The organism is Serratia sp. CY33802, assembly GCF_052169095.1.
GTDB lineage: Bacteria > Pseudomonadota > Gammaproteobacteria > Enterobacterales > Enterobacteriaceae > Serratia > Serratia bockelmannii.
Window position 1 is genome coordinate 279,731 of sequence record NZ_JBJNLL010000002.1, and the last position, 13,065, is coordinate 292,795.

At 60.6% G+C, this 13,065-nt stretch carries 10 protein-coding genes; 8 read left to right on the forward strand and 2 right to left on the reverse strand.

The window, feature by feature from the left end:
• Window positions 1–746: 746 nt before the first annotated feature.
• Both ACJ8HA_RS07855 and ACJ8HA_RS07860 read left to right on the forward strand, forming a co-directional pair.
• Window positions 747–1,913, forward strand: coding sequence for an efflux RND transporter periplasmic adaptor subunit (locus ACJ8HA_RS07855; protein WP_227255571.1), 1,167 nt, complete (start codon window positions 747–749; stop codon window positions 1,911–1,913).
• A 10-nt stretch (window positions 1,914–1,923) separates the two neighbouring features.
• Window positions 1,924–5,250 (forward strand): efflux RND transporter permease subunit, encoded by a 3,327-nt coding sequence (locus ACJ8HA_RS07860; protein WP_164067597.1) that lies wholly within the window; start codon window positions 1,924–1,926, stop codon window positions 5,248–5,250.
• A 54-nt stretch (window positions 5,251–5,304) separates the two neighbouring features.
• Here ACJ8HA_RS07860 and ACJ8HA_RS07865 read toward each other — a convergent pair whose 3' ends face one another.
• Window positions 5,305–5,787: a tautomerase family protein gene (locus ACJ8HA_RS07865; RefSeq protein WP_442515366.1), complete on the reverse strand. Its 483-nt coding sequence runs from the start codon at window positions 5,785–5,787 to the stop codon at window positions 5,305–5,307.
• On the opposite strand from ACJ8HA_RS07865, the gene ACJ8HA_RS07870 reads away from it, so the two are divergent.
• A complete protein-coding gene (locus ACJ8HA_RS07870) occupies window positions 5,766–5,981 on the forward strand; it encodes a hypothetical protein (protein ID WP_442515285.1) in 216 nt (71 codons plus the stop codon). The two genes, ACJ8HA_RS07865 and ACJ8HA_RS07870, sit on opposite strands and share 22 nt — an antisense overlap.
• A gap of 1 nt (window position 5,982) precedes the next feature.
• Here ACJ8HA_RS07870 and ACJ8HA_RS07875 read toward each other — a convergent pair whose 3' ends face one another.
• The gene (locus tag ACJ8HA_RS07875; protein ID WP_230203365.1) at window positions 5,983–6,666 is read right to left on the reverse strand and encodes a helix-turn-helix transcriptional regulator; all 684 of its coding nucleotides are present in this window, start codon (window positions 6,664–6,666) and stop codon (window positions 5,983–5,985) included.
• Between the two features lie 375 nt (window positions 6,667–7,041).
• On the opposite strand from ACJ8HA_RS07875, the gene ACJ8HA_RS07880 reads away from it, so the two are divergent.
• Genes ACJ8HA_RS07880 through ACJ8HA_RS07900 form a run of 5 tightly spaced genes read left to right on the forward strand, consistent with a single transcriptional unit; the run spans window position 7,042 to window position 13,057 of the window.
• A complete protein-coding gene (locus ACJ8HA_RS07880; protein ID WP_043141548.1) occupies window positions 7,042–7,575 on the forward strand; it encodes a fimbrial protein in 534 nt (177 codons plus the stop codon).
• Between the two features lie 59 nt (window positions 7,576–7,634).
• On the forward strand, window positions 7,635–8,387 hold the full coding sequence (locus ACJ8HA_RS07885) for a fimbrial biogenesis chaperone (RefSeq protein ID WP_226905824.1): 753 nt from the start codon (window positions 7,635–7,637) through the stop codon (window positions 8,385–8,387).
• A gap of 20 nt (window positions 8,388–8,407) precedes the next feature.
• Complete coding sequence (locus ACJ8HA_RS07890) at window positions 8,408–10,939, forward strand: fimbria/pilus outer membrane usher protein (protein WP_442515286.1); 2,532 nt, start codon at window positions 8,408–8,410, stop codon at window positions 10,937–10,939.
• A 28-nt stretch (window positions 10,940–10,967) separates the two neighbouring features.
• A complete protein-coding gene (locus tag ACJ8HA_RS07895) occupies window positions 10,968–12,308 on the forward strand; it encodes a fimbrial protein (protein WP_038629212.1) in 1,341 nt (446 codons plus the stop codon).
• Window positions 12,308–13,057, forward strand: a complete 750-nt coding sequence (locus tag ACJ8HA_RS07900) for a fimbrial biogenesis chaperone (RefSeq protein ID WP_049204155.1) — start codon at window positions 12,308–12,310, stop codon at window positions 13,055–13,057. The genes ACJ8HA_RS07895 and ACJ8HA_RS07900 overlap by 1 nt, the downstream gene beginning before the upstream one ends.
• The last annotated feature ends 8 nt before the right edge of the window (window positions 13,058–13,065 follow it).

The following is a 13,065-nucleotide window of genomic DNA, read 5'->3' on the forward strand; positions in this document are numbered from 1 at the left end:
AACCGCACCTGCATCAGACCGTTTGTCAGGAACCCAGCATGTTCCAACAACATGGCGGGCCTCCCTGCCTGGCTCGGCGCACGTGCCTGTGTGGAATGCATGGCCCCCCGCCCGAAATGAATCCGGCGCCCGGCGCTTGCGCGCTCCGGCCGGCAAGCCCAGTCACGTAGAGAATGAGCGCGCAGCAAAAACGCCAGTTGCGCGCGCAAATTTGGAGTGCGTTCAAGCGTTATGGAATGACGCCCGCAAACTGGTTGCGACAGAGGCTGCGGCCCTCTATTACGCCTCGCGTACCTGCCGGCGACAACACGCGTTCTCTACCCAAAGCGCGCCATTGCCTGAATCCTTCGAATGGGCGATACAAACGCCCCCTCGCCGGGCGTCTCAATCTGCTCAGAAGGAAGTCGCCGGTCGTGGCAAGACCGCTGCCGATGGAAGCGGGATCAACCGCCACACAACCAAGCATTCGGTTCCCTGGACGTTGGATCTATCGCGCGTGGATACCGATCCCGGTGAAAGTGTGGCGGGTTGGCAGGCTGAACCGCATGAGCATCATAGCCGCGTGCGATCGACAGTGCGGAAGTGGATACGGCGTCTGTTCACTTCGTCAGAGCGAGCAATGCTTCAACGCCAGGCTGAACCGCTGCAGGACAGCGCCGTATTCGTTTGAAATTCAATACAGAGCAATACATCGCCGCGCCGCTGGCGACAGGTTCGACAAATCATTCACCTTATGGGTTCTCCCGATGACACAACTGATAGCTAAAAACACGCGTCCCCGCTTTTGGTCTTTGCGGACCCTGCATGCAGCCGTGCTGGCGATGCCGATTGCCGCCGCCTTATCGGCCTGCGATACGCCGGCGGACAAGGTTGCCCCACCGTCAGATAAACCGACGCTGACAGTGGCCCTGACAACGCCGGCAATACAGTCCGTTTCCCGCACCGTCACGGCCAATGGTTCAATTGCGGCCTGGCAAGAGGCGATCATCAGCCCCGAAGCCAATGGGCTGCGCGTGCAAAAACTGTTGGTGCAGGAGGGGGATATGGTACGCCAGGGCCAACCTCTGGCGGAATTTACACGCGATTCCGTGATGAATGACTGGCTGCTGGCGAAAGCCGATCTCAACGAAGCGAAAGCAGTCGCGTTGAATGCGCAAGCGGATGGAAAACGAGCGCGGTTGTTGCGCGGCGTCGGCAGCCTGAGCGAACAGGACATCCAAAAGTTGTTAACCCAGGAAAAAACGGCGCAGGCGCGTCTGGAATCGGCGAAAGCGCGTATGGCGGCTCAGCAGTTGCGGCTGGACCAGACGATATTACGCGCTCCCGACGACGGCATCATTTCAGCTCGTTCGGCCACGATCGGTTCAGTTCCTATGCAAAGCACCGAAATGTTCCGCCTGATCCGCCAGGGAAAATTTGAATGGCGAGCGGAATTGTCGGCGCAGCAGCTGGAACAAATCCAACCGGGGCAAAAAGCGCAGATCGCTTCACCTGGCGGTAACACCTGGGAAGGCGTCGTACGCCTGGCCGCCCCCACCGTCAATTCAACCTCGCGCCGTGGGATTGCCTATGTGGACATCCTTCCATCGACAGCGAAGAACGCCTCGCCGATTCGGCCCGGCACGTATGCCAGCGGTCTGATTACGGTCGGCGATCGGCAAGGGCTGACCGTGCCGCAATCCGCCGTCGTGGCGCGCGACGGTTTTCACCTGGTGTTCACCGTAGATGACGAGATGCGTGCACATCCGCTTAAAGTCGCGGTAGGCCGTCTGGTGAATGACCAGCAGGAGATCCTGTCCGGTCTTCAAGGCGCGGAACGCATCGTCGCCAGCGGCGGCGTATTCCTCAATGAGGGCGATAAAGTCCAATTGGCCAACACCACCGATGCTTCCCATTCATCGGAACCGCGCTAAGAGGCCCATCATGAATATCTCTACCTGGTCCATTCGCAACCCCATTCCGTCTATCTTGCTCTTTGTCATCTTGAGCGTTGCCGGCTTTTATTCTTTCAAATTGATGAAGATCCAGAGCTTCCCGGACATGGATGTGCCTACGGTGACCGTGTCCGCCTCGCTTCCGGGCGCTGCGCCGCCCCAGCTCGAAACGGAGGTAGCGCGCAAGCTGGAGGACACCGTCTCTTCGGTGCAGGGATTGAAGAACTTGCGTACCACGATCCAGGACGGGCTGGTCGATATCTCAGCGGAGTTTCGTCTGGAAAAACCCGTTCAGGAAGCGGTGGATGAAGTCCGGTCAGCCGTGCAAAGCATTCGCACCGAGTTGCCGACGGATTTACGTGATCCTATCGTTCGCAAGCTCAACATCACGGGCAAACCTATCCTGGCCTTTTCCATCAGCGCCAGCAAGATGGATGAGAATGAGCTGTCCTGGTTCGTGGACAATACCCTGTCGCGGCGTCTGAGAGGCGTCGCCGGCGTAGGGTCAGTCACCCGTGTGGGCGGCGTGAACCGCGAGGTTCAAGTCGAACTCGATCCGGTCAAACTGGAGGCGATTGGCGCCACCGCTGCCGAGGTTTCCCGCCAGTTACGCGATGTACAGATGGACGCGACGGGCGGGCGAGTCGATCTGGGGCGGGGAAAACAACCGCTGCGTTTGGTCGCCCGCGTCAAGAACGTGGATGAACTAGCCGCGGTGGAACTGTCGATGCCCGGCGGACAACGTTTTCGCCTGGACGACGTGGCGACGCTGAAAGACACCATTGCGGAACGCAGTTCACTTGCGCTCCTCAACGGCAAGAAGGTGGTGGGCTTTGAGATCACGCGCGCCAAAGGCGCCGGTGAAGTCGAGGTCGGCGACAAGGTGGAGAAAGTTCTGGCGCAGTTGCGCACGGAGCGGCCTGATTTGCACATCACGCAGGTCTTCGACTTTGTCCGGCCTGTGCAGGAGGAGTTCGACGCCTCCATGCACATGATCTATGAAGGCGCCATTCTCGCCATCCTGGTGGTCTTCATGTTTCTGCGCGATATCCGGGCGACGCTGATCTCGGCGGCGGCGTTGCCCCTGTCGATTTTACCGGCCTTCATCGGTATGGACATGATGGGCTTTTCGCTCAGTATCGTCACGCTGCTGGCGCTGTCGCTGGTGATTGGCCTATTGGTGGATGATGCCATCGTCGAAGTGGAGAACATTGAGCGCCACATCGGCATGGGTAAACCGCCGTTCCAGGCCGCGATGGATGCCGCCTCGGAAATCGGCCTGGCCGTCGTCGCCACGACATTTGCCTTGATCGCCGTTTTCCTGCCGACGGCCTTCATGTCCGGCGTTGCCGGAAGATTCTTCACGCAGTTTGGATGGACGGCGGCGCTGGCGGTGTTTGCCTCGCTGGTTGTGGCGCGCTTGCTGACGCCAATGATGGCCGCCTACCTGATGAAGCCGCATACGCGCCCTCAGCGCGATCCTTTCTGGATGGCGCTCTACCTGCGCGCCTGCCGGTGGACGCTGCGGCACCGCGGGCTCACCCTGGCGCTGGCCGGCGGGTTCTTTATTGGCTCTCTGATGCTTATTCCTCTGCTGCCCCAGGGCTTTTTCCCTGCAGATGACAACTCCCAGACGCAGGTGACGTTGGAACTGCCGCCAGGGAGCACGCTGGAACAAACCCAGGCCATGGCAGAACTCGCTCGGCATCGCCTGGCGCCCATCCCACATATCCGTAACATCTATACCACCATCGGTGGCGGTGCAACGGGCGGCGATGTCATGGCTTCCGATGGGAAAACCGATGTTCGCATGGCAACGCTGACGGTGTTGTTGGATGCGCGTCAAGCGCGCCCGAAGAAGCAGGTCATCGAAGGCGAGATACGCACGGCAATGGCAGCACTTCCGGGGGTGCGCAGCAAAGTGGGGTTTGGCGGCTCAGGTGAAAAATACCAGTTGGTGTTGGCCGGTGATGACCCTCAGCTGCTGGCTAAGGCGGCCGATTCAGTATTAAGTGACCTGCGGCAGCTCCCCGGCCTCGGTAACATTACCTCCAGTGCCGGGCTGGCGCGCAGCGAAATCCTCCTGCAACCCAATTTCGCCAAAGCGGCCGATCTTGGGGTATCGGGCGTCGCGATTGCCGATACTTTGCGTATTGCGACCGTAGGCGACTACGATCAGTTCCTGTCAAAATTCAACGTGGAGCAGCGCCAGATCCCGATCGTCGTCAAGCTGTCAAAAGACATCCGTGAGGATATGGGATTACTTGAACGTTTGACCGTACCCGGTGCCAGAGGCCCGGTGCTGCTCAATCAGATCGTCAACATTGAGCAAGGCAGTGGACCGGCTCAGATCAGTCGCATCAATCGCACGCGCAGCGTGACCCTTGACGTAGAACTGTCGGGCACCCAACTCGGGGATCTGGCCGCTCAGGTGGCGAAGCTGCCGTCAATCCAGAATCTGCCGGTCGGCGTGCACCAGGTTGTGCAGGGTGATGACGAAATGATGAAGGAACTGTTTGCCGGTTTCGGCACGGCTATGGTCGCCGGGATCCTGGCCATCTATATCGTGCTGGTTCTGCTGTTCAAAGACTTCTTCCAACCGATCACCATCCTGGCCGCGCTCCCACTGTCATTGGGCGGCGCATTCGTTGGGTTACTGTTGGCGGGGCAGTCTTTCTCGATGTCATCCCTGATCGGGTTAATCATGTTGATGGGGATTGCGACCAAAAACTCGATACTGCTGGTCGATTATGCGATCGAGTCACGTCGCGGCCACATCGGTCCGAATGGCGAAGTGCTCAATAAACCCATGAGCCGAACGGAAGCGCTGATTGATGCCTGCCACAAACGTTCCCGCCCCGTCATCATGACCACGTTAGCGATGGGGGCAGGCATGTTGCCTGTGGCTCTGGGTTTCGGCAGTGCCGACCCCAGCTTCCGCAGCCCGATGGCGGTGGCCGTCATCGGAGGATTGATTACATCCACCGTGCTGAGCCTGCTGGTTATCCCTGTCGTTTATACCCTGATTGACGATCTTGAAAACTGGCTGCGCAAGTTGCCTAGCCTGCTGGCACGCAGCAAGAATCTGAGTGGTAGGAAAAAAGCCGGGTTTTCCATGCTTTTCGTGGTTCTGCTGTATTGGCTTGCCTTCCCTGTCATTCCGTTCCTCGACATCCCCTACAAGATTGTCGTTGTCTCTACGCTTGTTGTGGTCGGTGAAACCTTGTTTGTCATTGCCATCGCCCTGCTGGGCAAAGAGTATTGGGGCCAGATCAAACACTGGTTACGGCAGAAGGTCTTTAAGCGAAAAGGTTAAGCGCTGATAACGGTTCGCGGTGGCGAAAAGCGTTTTGCCGCCGCCGCTCCCCCATCAACTTCCCTCCCACGCCGAAGGCCGATTCTCGCTGCGCCACTTCTCGCCTGCCGCCGTCCCCGGCGCCGGCGGTTTTAATCCGTCAATCGTCCACAGCGAGAACGGCGTTTCGTCCACGTGCAGTTCCCAGCGCAACCCGCGGGCGGCGATGTAGGGTTGCAGGATGCGGGAGCAGGCCGCCAGGAATTGCTGCTGCTCTGCGTCGTTGTCCATGGCGCGCGCGATATGATCGATGGTCACCCGCACGAAATCATCGGCCGGTTCGCCGCCGAGATAGGCCGAACCTGGCGGCAGCGCGTGGAAGAACACGTTGACGTAAAAGCGCGGCAAAAAGTCCTGATACAGGGCAGTGACCTTCTGCGCAATCGCGCGTTTATCGGCAATACCAAACGCGCCCCGCTCGTTATGAGTATCTGCCGACGGAGAAGGGAAAAGATCTCGGGCTGCTGGTGATGGCGATGATTCAGATTGGCGACAAATGGAATCTGTCCGAGCTGGCCGGGCCGCCGCTGCGCGTGGTTGACCGCGTAACCGGCCACCCTGCCACCCTGCGCGCGGTGGATGTCGTGACCGGCGAATCGCTGCCGGCGCAAAACCTGGCGCTGGCGGCCGGGCCGGGCGCCGACGAAATGACGCAATGGCGGCTGGCCGTCGGCCAAGCCCGTTCGTTGTGATCTACAGCAGCGCAATCATTTTCAGCAATTCCACCCGATTGCGGATGCCGAACTTCTTGCCGGCATTGTTGAGGTGCGAATAAACGGTTTTCGGGTGCAAATTCAGTCGCCGCGCGGTCAGGCGGATATCTTCCGTACGGGCGGTTTCACACAGCACCGCCGCCTCGCCGGGCGTGATCGCCGCCGCCTGATGCCTGTTCAGCGCGCGCCGTTCGCCCGCCTTTTCCCGGCGGCTCAGCGCCGCGCAGGTCTCCCGCACCACCTGCAACGCTTCCCGTTTGTGCAAAATCGCATCCGGCTGCGCCGCCGCGATAAATGCCAGGATCAGCGGCGAAGTCTTATCGACGAAGAACAATATCCGGACATTTTTATATTCAGCGCGGCAAAGGTGAATAAACGTCAAATAGGCTTCGAACCGATAAATTTCATGGGGAAAATCCATGATAATTAAATCAGGCGCCGGGCTTATATTTTTAATAATATTAATATTGGGAGAGGATAAGGTTATCACCCCACCGCCCAATAAAGTTTTCATACCTAACCGGCACAACGACGAACCGTCGATATAAATCACTCTCACTTTAATTCTCCTTATCAGCATGAAAACATGCTTCCACACCTCAGGCGGCTTGTCGCTGCTCTTTTTTGGGGTAATTCGCCTGCAAAGCACACCGATATAAAACATCTTGATAACATGTTTTTCAAATAATCACGCAACAGCCAGTGCATTGATTAATACGCAAAAAAGGCATGAATGTTTCAAATTATTTCATTCACAAAAACTGACAACTCAATAAAAACGCAACGTAATGATATAGATCTATTTTCTATTTCTCAGGACATAAGCATAAATGAAAGAAAATGTAACAATCAACACCCTCGCCTTATTGTCTTATTCAAAACATCTATAGGGAAAATTCTTAGTTTGCTAGGATGAAAATCCATGTTTGCCGACGCGTTTAAAAAACAATTGCGCAACATGATTAACCAACAACCGTACGACAGTAATTTATTACTGCCAGGAAAGCTTTTCTCCAAAGTAAATTAAAGGGCATTTCACATGAATGTTAAATTAGTCGCATTATCCATGCTGGCTCTCTCCGGCGCCTGTGCGGCCGCTTCGTCCAATACGGTGCAATTTAAAGGCGAAGTCAGCACGCAAACCTGCTCGGTGAATATTAACGGCAATCAATCCAACCCGGTTGTTCTGCTGCCGACCGTCGCCGCCAGCCAGCTCGCCACCAAAGGCGCCACCGCCGGCGACACCACCTTTACCGTTAACGTCACGGGCTGTGCGGCGGCAACCAGCGATACGGCGATCAAAACCGTGCTGGCGGGCAACAACCCGACAGTTAACGGCAACCTGGGCAACGCGGGCGATGCGGCCAAAGTGTCCATTCAACTGCTGGACAGCGACGCCACCACGCCGCTGTCGTTCGCCAGCGGTTCGACCGTCACTACCTCTGCAATGACGCTGGCGAAAGACGCCACCTCCACCTCGCAGAACCTGGTGGCCCGCTACTACGCGGAAGACACCGGCGTGGCGGCCGGTTCGGTGATCGCCACCGCACAGTTCGCCATTAGCTACAAATAAGCCGGCGTCAGGCGCCATACCTGTTGATGCCAGCGCCGCCCTTCGCCGGGCGGCGCTGAATGACTCGCTCCCTTTATCGGTTCACGTTTATGCCGCAGATAACCCGCTCCGCCCGCCGATGGGCCGCCCTGTCGCTTTGCCTGATAAGTTTTGCCGCTACCCACGCGTCGGCCAGCGTGACGCTGCTCGGCAACCGCGTGATCTACCCCGCCGAGGCACGGGAAAAAACGCTGCAGTTCACCAACGACGACGGCACCCCGGCGCTGATGCAAATCTGGCTCGACATCAATAACCCCAAATCCACGCCGGAAAACGCCGATGCGCCCTTTGTCGCCTCGCCGCAAATCTTCCGCATGAATCCGCACAGCGGGCAGATGGTGCGGCTGTCGTTCGTCGGCCAGCCGCTGCCGCGCGATCGCGAATCGCTGTTCTACCTCAACTTCCTGCAGGTGCCCGCGGTGCGCCAGACGGACAGCGACAAGAACAAACTGCTGCTGGTGGTCACCAATCGGCTGAAGGTGTTCTATCGCCCCGCCGGGCTGTCCGGTGACGCCAACCACGTTATCGATCGGCTCAGCCTGCGCCAGGCCGGCAACGCGCTGCACGTCGACAACCCGACCGGCTACTACGCCAACGTCAGCCAGGCCGCGATCCTCAGCGGCGCGAAACGCACCGTGATCCCGCAGGCGGATCTGATCCCGCCGTTTTCGCAGGCCAGCTGGCCGGTGAACGGGGAGGTGCGGCAGGTCGCACTGCGCGTCATCAATGACTATGGGGTGGAAATCACACGCACCCTGAACGTCGCGCGCTGAAACCAGACAGGGAGGTTTTCATGTTCGATGCTCGCAAGGCGACGCCGCTGCCCGCACGCTGGTATTGCGCGCTGCTGGCGCTGCCGCTGGGCTGCGCCGCCGCCGATGGCTACACCTTCGATCCCGCGCTGCTACGCGGCAGCGTGCTGAGCAACAGCGCCCTGAGTCAATTCAACCAACAGGACGCCGTCGCCCCCGGCAGCTATCAGATCGATCTGTACCTCAACGGCCAGTTTCTCGAGCGCGATCAAATTCGCTTCGTGCGTGAAGGCAAGCAGGTACTGCCCTGTTTCGATCGGCCGCAGCTGACGCGCTTCGGGCTGAAAAATCCGCCGATGCCCCAAACAGCATGCCTGCTACCCGGCCGGGATTTAAAGGACATTACGGTGAACGCCGATATCTCGCGGCTGCGGCTGGATCTGAGCATTCCGCAGGCGCTGTTGAACGGCCAGCCGCGCGGCAGCGTCAATCCCGCCAGCCTGGACAGCGGCGAATCGATGGCCTTCGTCAATTACAACCTCAACCAGTACCACGTCAGCTACCGACAGGGGCAAACCCGCGATCTCGACTCGACCTACGCCAACCTGAACGGCGGGTTCAACCTCGGGCTATGGCGCTACCGCCAGCAGTCCAGCTACCGCTACGATCGGGAGTTCGGCGGCCACCTGGACACCAGCCGCCGCTACGTGCAGCGCGCGATCTTGCCCTGGCGCAGCGAAATGCTGTTGGGCGAAGGCTTTACCGACGGGCACTTCTTCTCCGGCCTGGGCTTTCGCGGCATTCAGCTCAGCTCGGACGATCGCATGCTGCCGGATTCACAGCGCGGCTATGCGCCGGTGGTGCGCGGCGTGGCAAAAAGTAATGCGCGCGTGACGGTGCTGCAGGGCAAAAACACGCTGTATGAAACCACCGTCGCGCCGGGGCCGTTCGCCATCAACGATCTGTACGCCACCAACTACGCCGGCGATCTCACCGTGGTGGTGACCGAAGCCGACGGCAGCGTCAGCACCTTCACCGTGCCATTCGCCGCGGTGCCGGAATCCATCCGCCCCGGCCAGTCGCGCTACTCCGCGATCGTCGGCCGTTCCCGCTACGTCGGCGACAACGATCTGTTCAGCGAAGTGACCTGGCAGCACGGCCTGACCAACGCCCTGACCTTCAACTTCGGCAACCAGCTGGCGGACGGCTACCAGGCGATGATGCTGGGCGGCGTGTACAGCAGTTGGCTGGGCGCCTTCGGCATGGATACCACCTATTCCCACGCCAGCCTGCCGGACGGCGGCGCCTCCGGCTGGATGCTGCACCTCTCTTACAGTCGAACCTTCAGCCCGACGGACACCACCTTATCCATCGCCGGCTACCGCTACTCTACCGAAGGCTTTCGCGATCTCAGCGACGTGCTCGGCGTACGGCGCGCCGCTACTACCGGCCAAAACTGGCAGTCCGACTCCTACCGCCAGCGTTCGCGCTTCGAGGTCGCCGTCAATCAGGGGATGGGGGCATTCGGCAGCCTGACGATGTCCGGCTCGACTCAGGACTACCGCGATCAGCGCGGCCGCGATAATCAGCTCCAGTTGGGTTGGGGGAAAACCTTCGGCAACGGCGTGGCGCTTAACCTCTCCGTCACCCGCACCCGCAGCCTGGGCTACAGCAACGGCGACTACCGCGGCTACGGGCCGCTGGACAACGTCTACAGTGCGCCGCTGGCGCAGAACACGCAGACCGTCACCGCCCTGTCGCTGAGCTTCCCGCTCGGACGTTCATCATCCGCCCCCAGCGTCTCGCTGTTGGCCAACCACAGCCAGGGTCAGGGCGGCAACTATCAGGCTGCGCTGTCGGGCAGCGTCGGCGACGAGCAGCCGGTCAGCTACGGCCTGAACTTCACCACCGACGACGATCGCCAACAAAGCATCTGGGGCGGCAACCTGCAAACCCGCCTGCCTTACGCCAACGTCACCGGCTCGTTCTCCACCGCGCGCCAGTACCGACAAGGCTCACTGTCGCTGCAGGGCGCCGTGGTGGCGCACCGCGGCGGCGTGACATTAGGGCCGTATGTCGGCGATACCTTCGCCCTGATCGATGCGCCCGGCGCCAGCGGCGCACGGGTGATGGACGGCCAGGGCGCGCGCGTCGATCGCTTCGGCTACGCCCTGGCGCCGTCGCTGGTGCCCTATCACTACAACACCGTCGCGCTGAACCCCGAGGGCATGAACGACAAAGCGGAACTGGAAGACGGCCAGCGCCGCGTCGCCCCGTACGCCGGCGCCACGGTGCGCCTGCACTTCAACACCGTGCGCGGCCAGGCGCTGCTGATCACCGCGCAGCGGCCCGATAACGCACCGATCCCGATGGGCGCCAACGTCCTTGACGCGGCAGGCAACAGCGTGGGCATGGTCGGCCAGGCCAATCAGGTATATCTGCGCAGCGATAAGCGCGCCGGGGAACTGACGCTGAACTGGGGCGACGCACCCGGCCAGCAGTGCACGCTGCATTACCGCTTGCCCGCCGGGGAAGACGGCCCGATTCAGCGGCTTAGCGCCCCATGTCGCTAGCCCATTAAACGTATTCTCAGGAGAGACGATGAAACGTATTGCTTACCCGATCGCCGCCCTGGCGCTGCTTGCTCTGTCGCTGTTCGGCGCGCCCGCCGCGCTGGCCCAATGCACCCGAGTCGCCCCCTGGATCGATTCCGGTTGCGATCCCTGCGGGGTGGGCACGGCGCTGGGCCGGGTCAATCTGACCAGCACTTACCTGCAGCCCGTCGGTACGCCGCTCGGCACCAGCGTGTTCGATCTTACGTCCGGCACGCGCTATCCGGATCCCAACAAGGTGCTGTATGAGTGCGACGCCAGCGATGCGGGGCAGATCTATGAAGTCTTCGCCACCAACGGCGACGATCGCGTCGGCGGCTATTACGATCTGGGCGCCCAAGACGGCAACCCCAACTACTACGCCACCTATTTCCCCTACGTCGGCATCCGCCTGACCCACCTGGATTCCGGCAAGGTTTTTACCCGCTACTGGCAGTCGGCGCCGATTACCCGCTACGCCACCGTCGGCAGCAAAATTCAGATCCGGGTGAAAGACTTCAGCGCCATCCGTGCCGACCTGATCCGCATCAGTTCGCTGCCGGGTGCGGGCGCCAGCAACTACTGTGGCTACAGCGCCGGCAACCCGCTAGTGGGCATGGCATCGACCACCGGCAATTCGAACTATACCTGCACGCAGCCGAACGGCTATGTCACCTTTCAGGGGCCCGGCATCGCCTCGGATCCTATCGGCAGCGACTCCGCCACCAACTACGCCACCTGGGGCACCGGGCGCTGGAACGCGATGGGCATGGGCACCGCACCGATCTCCTCATTGACCTATACCGCCACCTGCGTGGCGCGCAACGTCACGCCGCTGGTGATCCTGCCGACCCTCTCCGTCAGCCAGCTGACCGCCGGGCAAACCTCACAGGCGCAGTTCACCCTCAATATCGAATGTGACAACGCCGCCGTGTCCGGCGTCAGCAGCAACAATACCGCCCTCGGCCTGCAGGTGCCGTATGAAAGCTATGTCGCGGCGCAGCGGCTCGGGTTAGTCAGCGCCAACGGCGGCGTAAGTTACCTGCTCTCCAGCGGCTACGGCACCGACAGCAGCGTCGCCACCGGCGTGGGTATCGCGCTCGCCAACGCCGGCAACGGCGCGCCGATGAACTTCGTCGGCTGGGCGCGCTGCAGCGCCGGGCAATGCCCGCAAGGTAATGACGCCGGCTGGTACCCAGTGCTTAACGGCGCCAGCGGCGGGGGCAGCACCGCGGCGGGGTTTACCCACTACACCACCCAACTCACTGCCACGCTCGCCCGGCTGCCCGGGCAGACCGTCACCGCGGGCAAAGTGGACGCCAGGGCCTACGTCTGGGTTAAGGTGCAATGATGAGAAAGAAATATCTGACGATGGGATGCGCCCTGTTGCTGACGCTGGCGACCATGGGCGCGCAGGCGGGTATCATCGCCTCCGCCACGCGGGTGATCTTTCACGAGGGCGAGACGGAAAAAACCCTGATGCTGCTCAACACCAACGGCTATCCGATCGTAGCGCAAACCTGGGTCGATAACGGCGACGTCAACGCCGCCCCCGAACTGTCCCGTGCGCCGTTTGTCACCCTGCCCAGCGTATTCGCCCTGCCGCCTTCCGCGCTGAAAGGGCTGCGGATCCTGTTTGCCGGCGCGAGCCTGCCCACCGACAGGGAGTCGGTGTTCTGGCTTAACCTGTATGAGATCCCGCCCAGCCGGCCGATCACGCCGCCACAGGCGTCGCGCGTGACGATGGCGATGAACACGCAGATGAAAATCTTCTACCGCCCCAGAGCGCTGAAGGGAAACGCCGACAACGCGGCCGAGGCCGTTTCGTTCACGCTGCAAAAATCACCGCGTGGCTATCTGCTGCGCTGTCACAACCGGTCGGCGTTTTATCTCTCCTTCGCTCGCATCGCCGTGCAAACCGACAGGCGCGATGCCCCGGTGCGGCAAGAAAGCGACATGATGACCGCGCCATTCAGCACGCGGGATTATCACCTCGACGGCGTTGCGGCGTCGGGGCTCCCCTCTCAGATCACCGTTCAGGCCACCCTCATCAACGACCAAGGCCAACAGATCGTCAAGTCATACACAGCAAATCCATAACGATAAAA

Excerpts from the sequence above, each read along its gene's own strand:
- ACJ8HA_RS07855 (WP_227255571.1), top strand. The coding sequence starts at position 747 with ATGACACAACTGATAGCTAAAAACACGCGTCCCCGCTTTTGGTCTTTG.
- ACJ8HA_RS07860 (WP_164067597.1), top strand. The coding sequence starts at position 1,924 with ATGAATATCTCTACCTGGTCCATTCGCAACCCCATTCCGTCTATCTTG.
- ACJ8HA_RS07870 (WP_442515285.1), top strand. The coding sequence starts at position 5,766 with ATGATTCAGATTGGCGACAAATGGAATCTGTCCGAGCTGGCCGGGCCG.
- ACJ8HA_RS07875 (WP_230203365.1), bottom strand. The coding sequence starts at position 6,666 with ATGTTTTATATCGGTGTGCTTTGCAGGCGAATTACCCCAAAAAAGAGC.
- ACJ8HA_RS07880 (WP_043141548.1), top strand. The coding sequence starts at position 7,042 with ATGAATGTTAAATTAGTCGCATTATCCATGCTGGCTCTCTCCGGCGCC.
- ACJ8HA_RS07885 (WP_226905824.1), top strand. The coding sequence starts at position 7,635 with ATGACTCGCTCCCTTTATCGGTTCACGTTTATGCCGCAGATAACCCGC.
- ACJ8HA_RS07890 (WP_442515286.1), top strand. The coding sequence starts at position 8,408 with ATGTTCGATGCTCGCAAGGCGACGCCGCTGCCCGCACGCTGGTATTGC.
- ACJ8HA_RS07895 (WP_038629212.1), top strand. The coding sequence starts at position 10,968 with ATGAAACGTATTGCTTACCCGATCGCCGCCCTGGCGCTGCTTGCTCTG.
- ACJ8HA_RS07900 (WP_049204155.1), top strand. The coding sequence starts at position 12,308 with ATGAGAAAGAAATATCTGACGATGGGATGCGCCCTGTTGCTGACGCTG.